This window comes from Brevibacillus laterosporus DSM 25 (genome assembly GCF_002706795.1).
Taxonomy (GTDB): domain Bacteria; phylum Bacillota; class Bacilli; order Brevibacillales; family Brevibacillaceae; genus Brevibacillus_B; species Brevibacillus_B laterosporus.
The window spans coordinates 145,810-161,143 of sequence record NZ_CP017705.1 but is presented as its reverse complement, the minus strand read 5'-3'; the positions used below and the strand labels follow the sequence as shown (position 1 = coordinate 161,143).

16 protein-coding genes and 1 riboswitch are annotated in these 15,334 nt (G+C 41.6%); of the genes, 12 read left to right on the top strand and 4 right to left on the bottom strand.

All coding sequences use genetic code 11. The annotated features are described in order from the left end of the window. Window positions 1-5 precede the first annotated feature (5 nt). From pdhA to lpdA, 4 genes are all read left to right on the top strand, one after another. On the top strand, window positions 6-1,091 hold the full coding sequence (gene pdhA / locus BrL25_RS00680) for a pyruvate dehydrogenase (acetyl-transferring) E1 component subunit alpha (RefSeq protein WP_018670437.1): 1,086 nt from the start codon (window positions 6-8) through the stop codon (window positions 1,089-1,091). Between the two features lie 3 nt (window positions 1,092-1,094). After that, the gene (locus tag BrL25_RS00675; protein WP_018670438.1) at window positions 1,095-2,072 is read left to right on the top strand and encodes an alpha-ketoacid dehydrogenase subunit beta; all 978 of its coding nucleotides are present in this window, start codon (window positions 1,095-1,097) and stop codon (window positions 2,070-2,072) included. A 70-nt stretch (window positions 2,073-2,142) separates the two neighbouring features. Further along, the gene (locus BrL25_RS00670; RefSeq protein WP_018670439.1) at window positions 2,143-3,471 is read left to right on the top strand and encodes a dihydrolipoamide acetyltransferase family protein; all 1,329 of its coding nucleotides are present in this window, start codon (window positions 2,143-2,145) and stop codon (window positions 3,469-3,471) included. A gap of 4 nt (window positions 3,472-3,475) precedes the next feature. After that, window positions 3,476-4,888 (top strand): dihydrolipoyl dehydrogenase, encoded by a 1,413-nt coding sequence (gene lpdA / locus BrL25_RS00665; protein ID WP_018670440.1) that lies wholly within the window; start codon window positions 3,476-3,478, stop codon window positions 4,886-4,888. 133 nt (window positions 4,889-5,021) lie between these two features. Here lpdA and thiC read toward each other — a convergent pair whose 3' ends face one another. Both thiC and BrL25_RS00655 read right to left on the bottom strand, forming a co-directional pair. After that, on the bottom strand, window positions 5,022-6,800 hold the full coding sequence (gene thiC / locus BrL25_RS00660; protein WP_018670441.1) for a phosphomethylpyrimidine synthase ThiC: 1,779 nt from the start codon (window positions 6,798-6,800) through the stop codon (window positions 5,022-5,024). A 122-nt stretch (window positions 6,801-6,922) separates the two neighbouring features. After that, a riboswitch (TPP riboswitch) is annotated at window positions 6,923-7,039 on the bottom strand. Between the two features lie 122 nt (window positions 7,040-7,161). After that, the gene (locus BrL25_RS00655) at window positions 7,162-7,311 is read right to left on the bottom strand and encodes a hypothetical protein (RefSeq protein ID WP_018670442.1); all 150 of its coding nucleotides are present in this window, start codon (window positions 7,309-7,311) and stop codon (window positions 7,162-7,164) included. Window positions 7,312-7,420: 109 nt separating this feature from the next. On the opposite strand from BrL25_RS00655, the gene BrL25_RS00650 reads away from it, so the two are divergent. Beyond that, the gene (locus BrL25_RS00650; protein WP_018670443.1) at window positions 7,421-8,104 is read left to right on the top strand and encodes a peptidylprolyl isomerase; all 684 of its coding nucleotides are present in this window, start codon (window positions 7,421-7,423) and stop codon (window positions 8,102-8,104) included. Window positions 8,105-8,168: 64 nt separating this feature from the next. Continuing rightward, entirely contained in the window at window positions 8,169-9,035 is an 867-nt protein-coding gene (locus BrL25_RS00645; protein WP_018670444.1) for a HEPN domain-containing protein, read from the top strand. Window positions 9,036-9,158: 123 nt separating this feature from the next. Here BrL25_RS00645 and BrL25_RS00640 read toward each other — a convergent pair whose 3' ends face one another. Next, entirely contained in the window at window positions 9,159-9,626 is a 468-nt protein-coding gene (locus BrL25_RS00640) for a low molecular weight protein-tyrosine-phosphatase (RefSeq protein ID WP_018670445.1), read from the bottom strand. A gap of 93 nt (window positions 9,627-9,719) precedes the next feature. Further along, on the bottom strand, window positions 9,720-10,793 hold the full coding sequence (locus tag BrL25_RS00635; protein WP_018670446.1) for a phosphodiester glycosidase family protein: 1,074 nt from the start codon (window positions 10,791-10,793) through the stop codon (window positions 9,720-9,722). A 191-nt stretch (window positions 10,794-10,984) separates the two neighbouring features. Between BrL25_RS00635 and BrL25_RS25015 the strand changes: the two genes are divergently transcribed. The 6 genes from BrL25_RS25015 to BrL25_RS25005 all read left to right on the top strand — a co-directional run bounded on the left by BrL25_RS25015 (window position 10,985) and on the right by BrL25_RS25005 (window position 15,309). Beyond that, on the top strand, window positions 10,985-11,125 hold the full coding sequence (locus tag BrL25_RS25015) for a hypothetical protein (protein WP_018670447.1): 141 nt from the start codon (window positions 10,985-10,987) through the stop codon (window positions 11,123-11,125). Between the two features lie 163 nt (window positions 11,126-11,288). Continuing rightward, window positions 11,289-12,521 carry a DEAD/DEAH box helicase gene (locus BrL25_RS00630; protein ID WP_018670448.1) on the top strand — a complete coding sequence of 411 codons (1,233 nt, stop codon included), beginning with the start codon at window positions 11,289-11,291 and terminating at the stop codon, window positions 12,519-12,521. 95 nt (window positions 12,522-12,616) lie between these two features. Beyond that, window positions 12,617-12,772 carry a hypothetical protein gene (locus BrL25_RS25010; protein WP_018670449.1) on the top strand — a complete coding sequence of 52 codons (156 nt, stop codon included), beginning with the start codon at window positions 12,617-12,619 and terminating at the stop codon, window positions 12,770-12,772. Window positions 12,773-13,065: 293 nt separating this feature from the next. Further along, window positions 13,066-14,223 carry a DUF3900 domain-containing protein gene (locus BrL25_RS00625; protein WP_018670450.1) on the top strand — a complete coding sequence of 386 codons (1,158 nt, stop codon included), beginning with the start codon at window positions 13,066-13,068 and terminating at the stop codon, window positions 14,221-14,223. Between the two features lie 64 nt (window positions 14,224-14,287). After that, window positions 14,288-15,139 carry a DUF1444 family protein gene (locus BrL25_RS00620; RefSeq protein ID WP_018670451.1) on the top strand — a complete coding sequence of 284 codons (852 nt, stop codon included), beginning with the start codon at window positions 14,288-14,290 and terminating at the stop codon, window positions 15,137-15,139. Window positions 15,140-15,144: 5 nt separating this feature from the next. Next, a complete protein-coding gene (locus BrL25_RS25005; protein WP_018670452.1) occupies window positions 15,145-15,309 on the top strand; it encodes a hypothetical protein in 165 nt (54 codons plus the stop codon). Window positions 15,310-15,334: the final 25 nt, after the last annotated feature.

Sequence of the window (15,334 nt, the reverse complement as noted above, 5' to 3'; positions counted from 1 at the left end):
GCTAAATGACTGTATCTACTGCTGTAGAACATATCGGTCACAATGAGCCGTTGCAAATTCTGGCTCCGGATGGAACTGTTGTTAATCCTGAAATGATGCCTAAGCTTTCTGATGAAGAGCTTCGTGAGATTATGCGTCGCATGGTTTTCACTCGCGTTTGGGATCAACGTGCAATTAGTTTGCAACGTCAAGGTCGTCTTGGCTTCGTAGCTCCAGTATCTGGACAAGAAGCTACCATGGTTGGTTCTGAATTTGCTTTGAGCAAAGAAGACTTTATCCTACCAAGCTACCGTGACCTTCCACAAATGGTATGGCATGGTGTTCCTATGTACCAAGTATTCTTGTGGTCCCGTGGTCATATCGAAGGTGGACGTTACCCTGAGGGCGTAAACGTATTGATGCCACAAATTATCATTGCAGCACAATGTACACAAGCTACTGGTGTAGCAATGGGCTTTAAGCTTCGTGGAGAAAAGAAAGTAGCAATCAACTACTTCGGAGACGGCGCTACTTCTCAAGGTGATTTCTATGAAGCAATGAACTATGCTGGTGTATACAGCCTGCCGGTTATCTTCTTTAACCAAAACAATGGTTATGCAATCTCCTTGCCGTTTGCTAAGCAAACAAAATCCGAAAACATCGCTGTCAAATCTGTAGCAGCTGGTATTTCTAGTGCTCGTATTGATGGTATGGACGTTCTTGCAGTTGTAAAAGCAACACAAGTTGCAAGAGAGCGCGGTATTAACGGTGGAGGAGCTACATTGATCGAAGCTCTTACATACCGTTTCGGTCCTCACTCCATGTCTGGTGATGATCCAACTCGTTACCGTACTGGTGAAGAGCAATCCGAATGGGAACAAAAAGATCCATTAATTCGTTTCCGTAAATTCCTAGAAGCAAAAGGACTATGGAGCGAGCAAGATGAAGAAGCAGTAATCGAAGAGGCAAAAGCCCACGTTGCTGAGCAAATCAAGAAAGCCGACGAAACAGCAAAAATGAAAGTTTCTGAGCTGATTGATGTGATGTTCGAAACTTTGCCTCCACACCTAGAAGAACAAAAAGCAGAATATCTGGCAAAGGAGTCGAAGTAAGCCATGGCAAATTTGACAATGATTCAAGCCATTACAGATGCAATGCGTATTGAATTGGCACGCGACCCTCAAGTTCTAGTATTTGGGGAAGACGTGGGTAACAATGGCGGTGTATTCCGTGCAACAGAAAATCTGCAAAAAGAGTTTGGCGAAGATCGCGTATTTGATACGCCTCTAGCTGAATCTGGTTTTGGTGGATTGGCAGTAGGTCTTGGAATTAACGGATTCCGTCCAGTTGTTGAGATTCAATTCTTTGGTTTCGTTTTTGAAACAATTGATGCGATTGCAACTCAAGCTGCTCGTATGCGTTACCGTTCTGGTGGAAAATTCACTAGCCCAATCGTATTCCGCTCTCCTTTTGGTGGTGGTGTAAAAACACCTGAGTTGCATTCTGACTCACTAGAAGGTATTTTCCTTCAAACACCAGGTGTGAAAGTTGTAATCCCATCTAACCCTTACGATGCAAAAGGTCTATTGATCTCTGCGATTCGTGATAACGATCCGGTAATCTTCCTTGAGCACATGAAACTATATCGTTCTTTCCGTCAAGAAGTTCCAGAAGGCGAATATACGATTCCGTTGGGTAAAGCCAACATCGTTCGTGAAGGTACAGATGTTACCATCATCACATACGGTGCAATGGTTCAAACAAGCATGAAAGCTGCTGAAGAATTGGAAAAACAAGGAAAAAGCGTTGAAGTTATCGACTTGCGCACGATTTCTCCATTAGATATGGAAACAATTCTTGCTTCCGTACAAAAAACAAATCGTGCAATCGTTGTACAAGAAGCACAACGCACTGCTGGTGTTGCTGCTGAAATCATCGCGCAAATCAACGAAAAAGCTATCTTACATCTAGAAGCGCCTGTTCTTCGTATCGCACCTCCAGATTCCGTGTTCCCGTTTGCACAAGCAGAAGATGCTTGGTTGCCTGATGTAAAAGGTGTTATTGACGGCGTGAACCGTGTATTGGAGTTCTAAGATTCGTATAATCAATGGCGGAAAGTAAGCTTTCCGCCTTCTTTCTCGAAATCGATAGGAGGGAATTATAGTGGCACGATTTGAATTTAAACTGCCAGAAACCGGTGAAGGTATCCACGAAGGCGAAATTGCAAAATGGCATATTGCTGTAGGAGATACAATTGAAGAGGATCAAGTTATCCTAGAAGTACAAAACGATAAATCTATGGTAGAACTACCATCTCCTGTTGCAGGTAAAGTAGTTGAGATTACAGTTAGCGAAGGTACTGTTTCTATGCTAGGTGACACTCTTTGTGTCATTGAAGTAGAAGGTGCATTGCCTGAAGGTCAAGATCATGGTCATGGTGGCGAAAGTCATGCAGCGCCAGCTCAAGAAGCTCCTAAAGCTACTGAAGCACCGGCGGCAGCAGCTACACCAGCCGCACCAGTTGCTCAAGGTGGGGCACCAATCGATCGCAAGCATGTACTTGCTACTCCTTCCGTGCGTAAATACGCTCGTGAAAAGGATATTGACTTGGCGTTTGTACCAGGTACAGGTGGTAAAGTAGGCCGAATTACCAAAGCTGATGTAGATGCATATCTTGCTGGTGGGGCTCCTGCACCTGCTCAAGAAACAGCAGCACCACGGGCAGCAGCACCAACTGCTTCCCAAGCAGCAACGGCTACACCTACACAACACTATGCTCCACAAGCTTTCGAATTAGAAGAGCGTGTACCTTTGAAAGGTATCCGTAAAGCTATTTCTAAAGCAATGGTTAAATCTAAATATACAGCTCCACACGTTACGTTGTTTGACGAAGTAGATGTTACTGGTTTGGTTAACCTACGTAAAGAAGGTAAACCACTAGCTATGGAACAAGGAATTAAATTGACTTACCTTCCATTTATTGTTAAAGCAGTAGTGGCTGGTCTGAAAAAATTCCCAATCCTTAACACTTCTATGGATGATGAAACACAAGAAATCATCTTCAAGAAGTACTACAACATTGGTATTGCAACATCTACAGAGGACGGCTTGCTCGTACCTGTAGTTAAAGGCGCAGATCATAAATCCATCTTCGAAATCTCTGCTGAGATTAACGAATTAGCTGGTAAAGCTCGTGACCGTAAAGCAACTGCCGATGAAATGAAAGGTTCTACTTTCAGCATCACAAACATCGGTTCTGCTGGTGGAATGTTCTTCACTCCAGTGATCAACCATCCTGAAGTTGCTATTTTAGGTGTAGGTCGCATTGAAGAGAAACCAGTAGTGAAAAACGGTGAGATTGTTGTTGCACCAGTCTTAGCGTTGTCTCTAAGCTTTGACCACCGTCTAATCGATGGAGATCCAGCGCAACGTTTCATGAACTATATCAAAAAGCTTCTGGAGAACCCAACACTATTGGTTATGGAGGGATAACATCATGGTAGTAGGAGAATTCGTAGAAGAAATTGACGTAGTAGTCATCGGGGCAGGTCCTGGTGGTTATGTCGCAGCAATCCGCGCAGCTCAAATGGGGAAAAGCGTAGTTGTAGTAGAACGTGGTAACGTAGGTGGCGTATGCTTAAACGTGGGTTGTATCCCATCAAAAGCTCTTATCCACGCTTCTCACGTTTATGAAAATGCACAGCATGGTGCTAGCATGGGTATTACCATGGAGAATGTAAAAGTTGACTATGCTAAAGTACAAGAATGGAAAAGCGGCATCGTGAAACAATTAACTGGCGGGGTTGCTTCTTTGTTCAAAGGAAACAAAATACGTCTAGTTTCTGGAGAAGCGTTCTTCTTGTCAGAGAATGAAGTTAGCGTATATAACGAAAATGAATCTCATAAATTTAAGTTCAACAATGCGATTATCGCAACTGGTTCTCGTCCGTTCGAACTTCCAGCGTTTAAATGGAGCAAGCGAGTATTGTCCTCTACTGAGGTATTAAGTCTTAGCGAAATTCCAAAACGCATGGTAGTTATCGGTGGTGGATACATCGGTGTCGAGCTAGGTACGGTTCTTGCTAAATTTGGTACAGAACTTACAATCCTTGAGGGTGCTGATCATATTCTACCTGGATTTGAACAAGACATGACTCGTCTAGTTGAACGTCGTTTGAAAAAACACAACGTGAAAATTCATACCAAAGCTCTTGCAAAAGGCGTGGAGGAATCAGAAAACGGTGTAGTCGTAAAAGCAGAAGTAAAAGGAGAAGAAATGTCCTTTGAAGCTGATTACGTACTAGTTACTGTTGGTCGTAAGCCTAACACAAATGATATCGGTCTTGAAGCGATCGGCGTGAAAATGAACGAACGTGGATTGATCGAAGTTGATAAACAAGGTCGTACAAGTGTGCCAAGTATCTATGCGATTGGTGACATTGTTCCAGGTCTTGCGCTAGCTCACAAAGCTTCTTATGAAGGTAAAGTGGCAGCTGAAGCAATTGCAGGACATGCGGCTGAAGTGGATTACAAGTGCATTCCTTCTGTTGTATTCTCCGATCCAGAAATGTCCAGCGTGGGTATCTCTGAAAAAGAAGCAAAAGAACAAGGTCTAGATGTAGTTGTGGGTCGTTTCCCTTATGCTGCTAACGGACGTGCTCTATCTGTTAATGCTGGCGAAGGATTTGCAAAAATCATTGCTGACAAAGAAACAGGAGTAGTTCTAGGTGCTCAATTTGTTGGGGAAGATGCTTCTAACATCGTATCTGAAGTAGCTTTGGCTATTGAGATGGGTGCTACATTAGAAGATATCGAACTAACTATCCATGCTCACCCAACCTTGGGCGAAGTAACATTGGAAGCTGCAGAATTGGCGCTTGGTCGTCCGATTCACGTGGTAGTAAAATAAATATCTCTATTAAAAAGGTTGCTGGGTTATCCAGCAACCTTTTTTCTGTACACCTATTAAAGGTGGTTATTCTAGCAAGCGAGTATGGCCTAGGTAGATTACTGCATGCTACATATTACAGTGATTAGAGAGATCAGGTACAAATTTTGGAGCCAGAGCGTTTAAATTCCTCTGCCTTCTGAGAAAGCCCTGTTTTAATCAGAGATTCTTCAAGATTTGGTATATTTTTATCCGTCAAATTTTTATTATCAACCATTTCCTTTATTTCATGACTTATTTTCATACTGCAAAATTTTGGCCCACACATCGAGCAAAAATGTGCTGTTTTGGCTGGTTCTGCGGGAAGAGCTTCATCATGATAGTCGCGTGCTCGATCGGGATCTAATGATAAATGAAATTGATCGTGCCAACGAAATTCAAAGCGGGCTTTTGACATCGCATCATCCCATGCTTGAGCAAGTGGATGACCTTTCGCTAGATCAGCTGCATGTGCTGCGATTTTATAGGCGATAACCCCTTCTTTTACATCATGCTTATTAGGCAGTCCCAAATGTTCTTTTGGTGTTACATAGCATAGCATCGCAGTACCAAACCAGCCAATCATGGCTGCGCCAATGGCAGATGTGATGTGATCGTACCCAGGTGCAATATCGGTAGTAAGCGGCCCCAAAGTATAGAAAGGAGCCTCCTGACAAATATCCTGTTGAATATCTACGTTTTCTTTAATCTTGTGCATCGGAACATGTCCTGGCCCTTCAATCATGACCTGAACGTCGTATTCCCAGGCTATTCTAGTTAGTTCACCTAAGGTTTCTAATTCCGCCATTTGGGCAGCATCATTGGCATCCGCAATGGAGCCCGGTCGTAGACCATCACCTAAAGAGAGTGAGATATCGTAAGCACTTGCAATCTCACAAATCTCGCGGAAATGTGTATACAAGAAATTTTCCTGATGATAGGTAAGACACCACGAGGCCATGATGGAACCTCCGCGCGATACGATACCTGTCACTCGATCCATGGTAAGAGGGATGTAACGAAGCAAGAGTCCAGCATGTACCGTGAAGTAGTCCACACCCTGTTCTGCTTGTTCGATTAACGTATCCCGGTACAATTCCCAAGATAAATTCTCTGGCTGTCCTCCGGCTTTTTCCAAAGCCTGATATAATGGTACAGTACCGACTGGAACAGGGGCATTACGTAGAATCCATTCCCGGGTAGTGTGGATATTTTTACCTGTCGAAAGATCCATAATGGTATCTGCGCCCCAGCGGATAGCCCAGACCATTTTTTCAACTTCGTCTTCTATGGAGGAGAGAACAGCAGAATTTCCAATGTTAGCATTTATTTTCACCAAAAAATGCTTTCCAATAAGCATAGGCTCTAGCTCAGGGTGATTTATATTAGCTGGTAGGATTGCACGTCCACTGGCAATTTCTTGTCGTACAATCTCAGGGTCCATCCCCTCACGTATTGCTGCAAATTCCATTTCAGGTGTAATGATCCCTTTGCGTGCGTAATGAAGCTGTGTGACGCGTCGCTCCAGGCGTGCTCGCAAGGGTTCTCGATTTTCAAATGCTTGAGTTGGAAGAGGATTAGAAGCCTTTGTTTTTGTAGGAGCAGGATTTTTTTGGTCTTTATACGGCTCTGTATCCTTACGCTCTGAAATCCAAGCAGAGCGGAGCGGGGGAAGACCCTTGGTGAGATCAAGGGCTTCATACAGCGTTTCATCTGTGTAGGGTCCGCTCGTGTCATACACTTGTAAGGGAGCATTCGGAGTGACGCGTCCTTGTTGATCAACGGTAGGAGAGAGTGAAATTTCACGAAACGGGACTAGTAGATCAGACCTTGAGCCCATCACATACATTTTGCGGCTTGCAGGGAAAAAAGATGGTGTTGAAATAAAAGACATCGGTATACCTCCCAACATGGTTTGGCAACTAGCTAGGACGGTAGGAGCGACAAACTAAAAAGAGCCGTACAGCAAAGGCTGACGGCTCTTATCCATACAAAATAACATGCTGAAATAAACGAAGTAATTCGTATGGGATCGTTTCCTACGCTGGCATTATCCAGATCAGGTTTCACGGTCGGTAGCAGAGTTCTCCACCCTCTCAGCCTGGCTTAATCCAAGCTCCCGTATCCATATGTAGTTGCCCCTATACCTTATCATATGGAAAAAAGAGGGTCAATAGGAATTCAACAAGGGAAGTGGGACAAAAGTAGCGAAACCGCCGATCCAACTAATGGAAGGCGGTTTTGCTAACAGAAGTCTATCCTTCGCGTGTTTTGATTTGATGGGTATGATTCTGTTGCTTTACCTTTTTCGTTCCCGGTTGTGGTTCCCCCGTTTGTTCTAAGCCACGAAATTGGTTATTATAAGTTTGATGCGGATTTTCTACTAAGAAATCGTCTTTCGCCATCCCTTATCAACTCCTTCGTGATTAGTATGGGAGGGAAATTCGTATCACATGCACAGGGAAGTGTATGTAAAGCTGTGAATTATAGTTAAACTGGAGAGGACAGATTTTCATGAAAAAAAGAACAATGCTCTTGGCAGTGATTGCTAGCTTACTACTTGTGACAGGTTGTAGTGGAAATCAATCGGATACTGCACCTACAGAACAAGCCCAAGATATAAAGGTAAATCAGATAGATCTTACAGCTGAGCTTAAGCTTACAGAGCAAGCTGTTATTGGGAAAACGACACTAGCTCAGATGGAAAAAACATATGGATCTGCTGTAGAAAAAAAGACTATTAAAAGTAATTTTCGCACCAATTTAAAATCGGAGAATGGACCAAATCCAGAAGTGGAACAAGAAGTAGCTTTTATCAAGATCAATCCGGTAACAGGCGCAAAATGGAACAAGGCCTATCCCTTATATTTTACTAAAACGGCTGACCCTACATTAGTAGCTGCTCAAGTAATGTTAAAACGCGGAGATTTGATGAAAAAACTTGAGACTGAAAAGCAACTGACCCTAGAAAATGTCAAAAAGGTTTATGGAGCACCAACACGTGACCTAGGAAGAGTTCTGGAGTATTATGATTTCAACAATAAAGCTGTTCTGCATGTCATTCTAACGGACAATAATCAAATCTCCACTATGTTAACTCATTATGGATTGTTGTATGCGGACAAGCCAGAGGATATGATTGAGAATGAAAATATTATTAAGCGTTTGAGTCAGGAAAAAGGCTCAGCTTCTAAGTAAAATCTGCCGGAAGCCTTTATAAGAGACATAACCTATAAAAGCCGTGGCGAATGGAGGGAACATCATGCCAACCTTGATTGCACCAGTATTTAATACCGTAACAGATAAGCCACTTCGTATACAGCTTAGTGAGGATTTCTTTCTGGTATCAGGCTTTGAGCCCTTGTATAAAATTTGTCATGAGCGCTTGCGTCCACAGATGAACGAGAATAGGCTTCATTTTGAAGAAAAAGTAAAACCAAACTCGCTGTTTCTCTATGCGGAGTATCCTACTTTAAAAGTAAAAGAAGATCGTCCCTTCATAGCTGAAATAGAGAATCGCTTAAACATGGCAAATGGCGAAGGGGTTTGTTCTATACCGTATCTATTAACAATGGAAGAAAATCGGTATGGGATCAATTATTTAAAACGTTCATTAGATGGACCTAAGTTTATCTATACCAATCAAATAGAAGGATTGTTCAAGCGTCTAATGAATGCAGATATCTCATTTCCAACTGTACCCTATCGCAGATATTTATTAGCACTGGAAAAGAAATCGTTGGAGGATGAGTTATTAGATTTATGGATTGCTTTGGAATCTTTGTTTGTACCAGATGGAAAAAAGGGAGAAATTACGTACAAGGTGCGAACACGAATTGCTTATTACTTGGGGCAAACACCAGAAGAACGGATTAGGATTTCCAATTTTATTAAAAACTCTTACAATCATCGTTCTGAAGTGGTTCACAGTGGGAAGGATTTAGGTAATTCCATTAAAGAAGAAATACACATATTACGTCAGATTGCCAGAGCTACCCTCATTAATTTAGCTTTAGAACAAACAAAACTTCAAAAGCTGAGAGAACAACTAGATAATTTAGTGCTAACTGGTAGAACTTACAAGGAAGAGTATTCCCCCGCTTATTTTGAGCAAATTGTTTTGTCCTAGAATTTTCATGAAGAAAATGGAAAAGTAGAGGAACCCTTCCTAAATAAAAAAGCAGCTACTCTTTACTATGAGTGGCTGCTTTTTTGCAAATAAACGAATGAATAAAGACACATACATGCTATGTTAAGAAAGATGGTGTTTGTCACGAATATGCTTGATTAAACCAATTGAACCAGCTTCGACTAACTCGTACACATAATCAAATCTGCCTGTAAAATACGGGTCTTCTACTTCTGTTTCTTTATAGGCTGGAGCATAATCCATCAGTTTCGTAATATTTTTAGCATCTGGAGCAAAGGTGCGTAATTTCTCTACATTTGAATTGTCCATGCATACAATATAGTCAAATTGCTGAAAATCAACGGAACGAATTTGTCTAGCAAAAATGGTATCAAAACGGACGTTATGCTTCGTTAATACCTGTTGTGTCCCTTCATGTGGAGGGTTTCCAACATGCCAGCTACCAATCGCTGCTGAATCAATCTTAATGAATTGCTCTAGCCCAGCTTGTTGTACGTGATGACGAAAAACTGCCTCTGCCATAGGTGACCGACAAATGTTACCTAGGCAAACAAATAAAACATGAACCATATGAAAATCCTCCTTACCTTGCATATGCACAAAACAAAACCCCGGCCATCAAGCTCGCCGAGGTTATTTGTTAACCTACTCACATGCCTACTATTAGTATACCATCCATGCGTTTGGTAACCAACGACCGCGTGGGTCGCCATTTGCGGATTTTGTGAGAACATTACCTTTATCAACCATCATAGAAGAGGTACCGCCATCCATGGCCATTCCATTTACGGCACCGTATTCTTCTAACAGATCAGCCATATCTTTCATACTAGCTCCGATGGAGTGCTTCTGACGACCATCTATAACAATGAACAAAATAGTGCCGTCAGCAGTCTGTCCTACAGCTGTACGTGGAGCAATTCCCCAGCTAATAGGATCTTTTCCAGCAAACAGGTTCTTCCCATTTACCATCAATTGAGGTCGGAATGACATAGCATCTCTGATATTCATTTTCAACAGCTCTTTAGAGGTATAACGACCTGTGATTAATTTGCCGTTGTAATCAATTCCAAGTACGGTGTCGCCACCAGATTGATTGTAATCCTGGAGCAGTTTGCCATCTACAATGACTAATCCAGCAGCTTGACTTCCATATCCCATAAAGTTGGGATCATAAAAACCGCTTGCATTTACTCCGCCGATTGCATTAGTGCGTTCTGAGAACTCACTAATCCATTCACCACGTGGTTTCCCACGATTCGTTTTCGTACCGATCGTTTGAATTAAATGCACGCGATTTGGATCAGAAACCTTCATAACGTATCCTTTAAAGAAATGAGCAGGATTAAAGTATTTCTCTACAGGAATAACTTCAGTCAGCTCTTTTTGAACAGGTTTTTCTTCTTGTTTTTCTTCTTTAGCAGAAGGGGTAGTTACCTCTGTAGGTGAAACGGAGTTAATCGCTTCGGGATTATTAATCTCAGCCCGAAGAGAATTAAGGGCGTCTTCTCCTACAAATGTATATTTAGCCCAACTGGAGTGTTGAGTTGTAAGCAACGTTCCAGCAAGCCACAAGCGCAAGTCGTGAGTCAAGTAAAAACCAGCGACTAGTACAAAGAAGGTTACAATACTTGCTATGAATAGTTTCTTTCTTCGTTTCGCTTTTCTTTTTTTTGATCTTCGCACAGGCTGTTGATCTTTAGAACTGCGAGAACGGGTTAGCGGTGCATCTGACATGTATCTCATTCCTATCTAGCTTAATATGATATTCTAACGTGTAAGTAGGTAGTTCCATTTATATGACGCACATGTGAATAAAAGGTTACGACTTTTTACTTCACATGAACAACACATGTAGGATAGTGTGCATTATTTCTACCAGCATGCTATATCTTAATCTGGGTAAACTATATGTGGAGGTGAGGTTTATGCGCGAATTTGATAAAGAGTTTCAGGAACAAGTAGAAGAGTACAGAAAAGATCCACCGGGTACTCATAATCAGCATAGTGAGACAGATCGCCATGATAAAATGGAAAAACATGAAACACGAGTTGATTCTAACTCCTAACCGGATACGTAAGGGCGATGACTCTTTATGAGAAATCGCCTTTTGCATACATACATAGGGCGATAGAGAAGTAAAGATGATTTTTATACCTTGGGTTTTCTTCTTGTCAAGAACATGGTAAGCTAATTTGTACGAACTATTTGGTTGTAGGAGGATTTCTTCAGTGTCTAACGATTTTATGCAAATTACACGAGGTCCCATTGTAACATTTCTAAGGGAACGTGGCTATGAAAAGCTAACTCCTATTCAAGCACAAACCTTACCTGTTATTCTAGAGGGAAAAGATGTCATAGCTGAATCCCCTACGGGATCGGGAAAAACAATGGCATATCTATTACCCCTTGTCCAAAATTTAGATGAAACAAAAAAAGAATTACAAGTATTAGTGTTAGCACCTACTCAAGAGCTGGTTATGCAAATTTATCGTGAGGCTACACAACTGTTAGCTTCTATAGGAATGCATGCCGCTGCGCTTATTGGTGGAGTCGATGCAAAGCGCCAATTGGAAAAGCTAAAAACTCATCCAGCTATTGTTATTGGAACGCCTGGTCGTGTCAAAGAACTATTGGAAATGCGTAAATTAAAAGTGCATACGGTGAAAAGTGTAGTAATAGATGAGGCGGATCGCATGCTCGATCGTGGGTTTGCTAATCCTGTACAGGATGTATTGCGCCGTCTAATGCGTGACACGCAACGCTTGTTTTTCTCAGCAACCTTATCTAGACAAACGCAAGCCTTGATAAAAGGCATGGCTCATGAACCGGTAGTTATTGCAACTGAGGCTCCTGATAGTAAATATGAGGTGCTACATTTTTATTTAGTAGAAGAGGGACGTAAAAAAGCAGATGCGCTTCGTCGTCTGATTCGTTTGGTTAATGCTAAAAAAACACTTGTTTTCTTAAACACCATTGAACGAGTCGACGAAATTAAAGAAAAGCTGACTTATCATCATTTAGATTGTGAGCTACTACACCGTGATACGCCAAAGGTGGATCGAGCGAGGGCTTTGCAGCATTTCCGTGATGGCAAGCTACCTGTATTGATCGTGACAGATGTAGCTGCTCGTGGTATTGATATTTCTGACGTTGAGCTGGTTATTCACTACGATCCTGCTACAGATGCGGATACATATGTTCACCGTAGTGGAAGAACAGGACGTATGGGGAAGGCTGGGTTGGTATTTTCGATTGTGTTACCTAACCAACGATTTATCATCCAAAAATTCGCTAAACAAAAACAAATTCCTATCCAAGAAAAAGCGATGTCCTATGGGGCATTGGTTGATCCAAGTGGGGAACGTAAGCCTTATTCAGGACAGAAAGTGAAACAGCGTGAATCTTCAACTGGAGATCGTACAGCAGATAAGCGTGGTCCTTCAAGAAATCGTTCTAAATAGCGGTTGTTTTTCTTAGATAGTACATAAGCCTCCTCTATCTGTGACACATTAGTAGGGTACAAACATTCCTTGTTAACGGAAGGTGGGAAGGGCTTGTGCGTAAAAATCGATTGTATGAAGAGAAGCTATTGGTAAATGGATCGATCGGTGGCGAGGTTTTATCCAGTCAGGAGCGCCAAACATTGCAAAGAGAAGCTCAAGAATTAAAAGAGCTGATGGAAAAAGCAAAGCAACAGGAGATTGTCGAATAGGTTCCACGTTAAAATGAGCGGCTGAAAAAGCCGCTCTTTTAGTTGATACAGTAGGTAATAGCTGGTTATTTTGGACGCTTTGATAGCAAATAAAATAAAAAGCAAAAACTGACCCCAAGAATAATGATCCAGATAATACTAGTAAAAGGTAAACTGCTCAATGTTTTCTCTCCTCCTAGATGCCTAACCTGTTCATGAAAATTGCTCCTTATCTCCAATGTAAGCAAATCATCTGTTATAATCAAGTTCTGATAGCTAGAACGTGGGAAATAGAGAGAAGGAGAAACATTTTTATGAACTTTAGTATCGACTGGCTTTCCTTTTTTGTATTAGAGCAGATTGATGACGAGGGAACGAAGCAGGTACGCATGTCTAAAATTCTCTCACATGATGAATATGAACAAAGCGAACTAAAAACGTTCCTTGATGGGGAATTTACAAAAATCGCTAAACGAAAAGTAGAAAAAAACCCCTTACATGATGCGGCCGCAACTAAATTGGGACAATTTATTTTAGAGCCTGGACATCCATTAGATTCAAACCCCAATTATGGGTTGTTTAAACGTTTGTTGCATTCGACAGCTAAGGAAGATATCAAGACGCATTCGCTAGACCTACTACAATCGTATGTAAAAACACCACAAGTGCGTGGTGGTGTACTCTTAATCGTCAAAGCCAAGCTAGATAAGCTCGACGATCAGTTCTTATTTCTGTTAAAATGTGATTTTGAGCAAAAAACAGCAGTGATTACGGATGAAAACAGCCTAATCTCCAATGTGGAAATGGCGATTAATGCAAAAAATATCAAATCAATCATGTATCCTTTCATGGAAGAAGAAGGTATGGTAGATATCTATCATGTGAAAATCCATCAATTCTCCCATGCTCGTTATTTTGAAGAATTTCTCAAGTTTATTGAGTATCCAAGAACGATCACTGAGATTGTTTCCCAAGAAGTTATCTCGCTGGCAAAGCAGCATATTGAATACACCTATCCAGAAGATTCACCACAGCGTCAGCAGGAGGAAGAGGAAATTGAGCTAATAGCTACTAGTCCTAAACGAGAGCTTGCTGAGAAATGGGAACATGAGACAGTTATGGAAGCTATGCATATCATTACCGAGCATCAACCTGAAATTGAACTGAAATTTAAATTGGATCACTTGCAGGTAAGAGCAATGCTGTCCGATTACGGGACACAAATGCATATTGCCAAGGTGAATGGCCGTTATGTTGTTCTCTTAGAAGGAGATGTGCTGCAATTTGAAAAAGGCTTCTCTCCTGTCGAATTTTTAAAACCCAAATCTCTTCATGAACTAGTAGACGATATCGAGAGAAGAGCTAAAGAAGCGACTAGTCATCCTGGATACCAAGAAAATAATGCTGAAAGAACCTCTACTATGGAAGTAGCATCAGCAATAGCACCTTCAGATGATACACCACCTTGGTAGAGGTCACCATTTCCTAAAAGGTAATGAGAAAGCAATAGTACCTTTCAGACAAAGAGGTGAGTAGATGAGCTACAATCATGATCAAGAACAAAAACACGATCAGAAAGGTCGTGAATCCATTCAGAAGCGGGTAAAAGAATTATTGGAGAAAGAATTACCCGATGGCTGGAGCTGCCTACTAGATGGAGAGCAGATTAAGCTACAAGCTGTTATAGAAGGTGAGATCCATGAGCGTTCCATTTCCCTGCAAACCTTATACAAGCAAGTGGAAGCCCAGCCTGACAATCGCCGCGAACTTTTATATCGCTACATTCAGCATATAATGGCAGCAGTAAAAGGAGCTACGGAAACGAGTAAACTAACGGGAAATGAACAGCGTGTGTATCCAGTGTTGCGTCATTCATCTTTTTTCGACCATCCTAGAGCTAAAACCTTAGTAACTCATCCTCATACAGTAGAAACGACGATTGCCTACGCATTAGATCGAGAGGATGGATACGTTTTACTAGATGAAAAAATGTTGCAGCAGGCGGGATGGACGCAGGAAAAGCTACATGACCTTGCTATGGACAATCTTGAGGCATCTCCCTACACCATCAAAAGTGATCAGGTAGGGGAGCATGTTCTTTATTTTCTCAATTCCCAAGATGGATATGCTGCGAGTCGTATTTTACTACCTGGCATCCTACATGAATTTGAGGGAAAAAAGACAGGGAAGTTAATAGGAACCGCTATTCCCCATCAGGATGTCATGATTATTGGTGATCTAGCAAATGATAAAGGAGCACAACTATTAGCTCAAGTAACACACCATTTCGCAAGTAAAGGTGACGTACCGATATGTCCGTTACCTTTCATCTATCAACAAGGGGAACTAGAGACCTATCTGGTCGTCAGTCCTAATCAGAAAGGATAAGAAATATGCTAACGAAAATTGAAAAAGAATTACTAGAAGAATGTATGGATGATTTATATGCTGATTATAGCGATTATAAAAAAAGCTTGAAGCCAGGGGAAGAAATGAATGCAACTTATAAGACGTTTATCAGCATTACGAAAAAATTGGGATTGAGCCAGCCTAAATAAGCCAAAGTGGTAACTGCATGGTTAC

What these genes read in the sequence shown, in the direction of transcription:
- pdhA (WP_018670437.1), top strand. Translation starts at nt 6, where the DNA reads ATGACTGTATCTACTGCTGTAGAACATATCGGTCACAATGAGCCGTTG.
- BrL25_RS00675 (WP_018670438.1), top strand. Translation starts at nt 1,095, where the DNA reads ATGGCAAATTTGACAATGATTCAAGCCATTACAGATGCAATGCGTATT.
- lpdA (WP_018670440.1), top strand. Translation starts at nt 3,476, where the DNA reads ATGGTAGTAGGAGAATTCGTAGAAGAAATTGACGTAGTAGTCATCGGG.
- thiC (WP_018670441.1), bottom strand. Translation starts at nt 6,800, where the DNA reads ATGTCTTTTATTTCAACACCATCTTTTTTCCCTGCAAGCCGCAAAATG.
- BrL25_RS00655 (WP_018670442.1), bottom strand. Translation starts at nt 7,311, where the DNA reads ATGGCGAAAGACGATTTCTTAGTAGAAAATCCGCATCAAACTTATAAT.
- BrL25_RS00650 (WP_018670443.1), top strand. Translation starts at nt 7,421, where the DNA reads ATGAAAAAAAGAACAATGCTCTTGGCAGTGATTGCTAGCTTACTACTT.
- BrL25_RS00645 (WP_018670444.1), top strand. Translation starts at nt 8,169, where the DNA reads ATGCCAACCTTGATTGCACCAGTATTTAATACCGTAACAGATAAGCCA.
- BrL25_RS00640 (WP_018670445.1), bottom strand. Translation starts at nt 9,626, where the DNA reads ATGGTTCATGTTTTATTTGTTTGCCTAGGTAACATTTGTCGGTCACCT.
- BrL25_RS00635 (WP_018670446.1), bottom strand. Translation starts at nt 10,793, where the DNA reads ATGTCAGATGCACCGCTAACCCGTTCTCGCAGTTCTAAAGATCAACAG.
- BrL25_RS25015 (WP_018670447.1), top strand. Translation starts at nt 10,985, where the DNA reads ATGCGCGAATTTGATAAAGAGTTTCAGGAACAAGTAGAAGAGTACAGA.
- BrL25_RS00625 (WP_018670450.1), top strand. Translation starts at nt 13,066, where the DNA reads ATGAACTTTAGTATCGACTGGCTTTCCTTTTTTGTATTAGAGCAGATT.
- BrL25_RS00620 (WP_018670451.1), top strand. Translation starts at nt 14,288, where the DNA reads ATGAGCTACAATCATGATCAAGAACAAAAACACGATCAGAAAGGTCGT.
- BrL25_RS25005 (WP_018670452.1), top strand. Translation starts at nt 15,145, where the DNA reads ATGCTAACGAAAATTGAAAAAGAATTACTAGAAGAATGTATGGATGAT.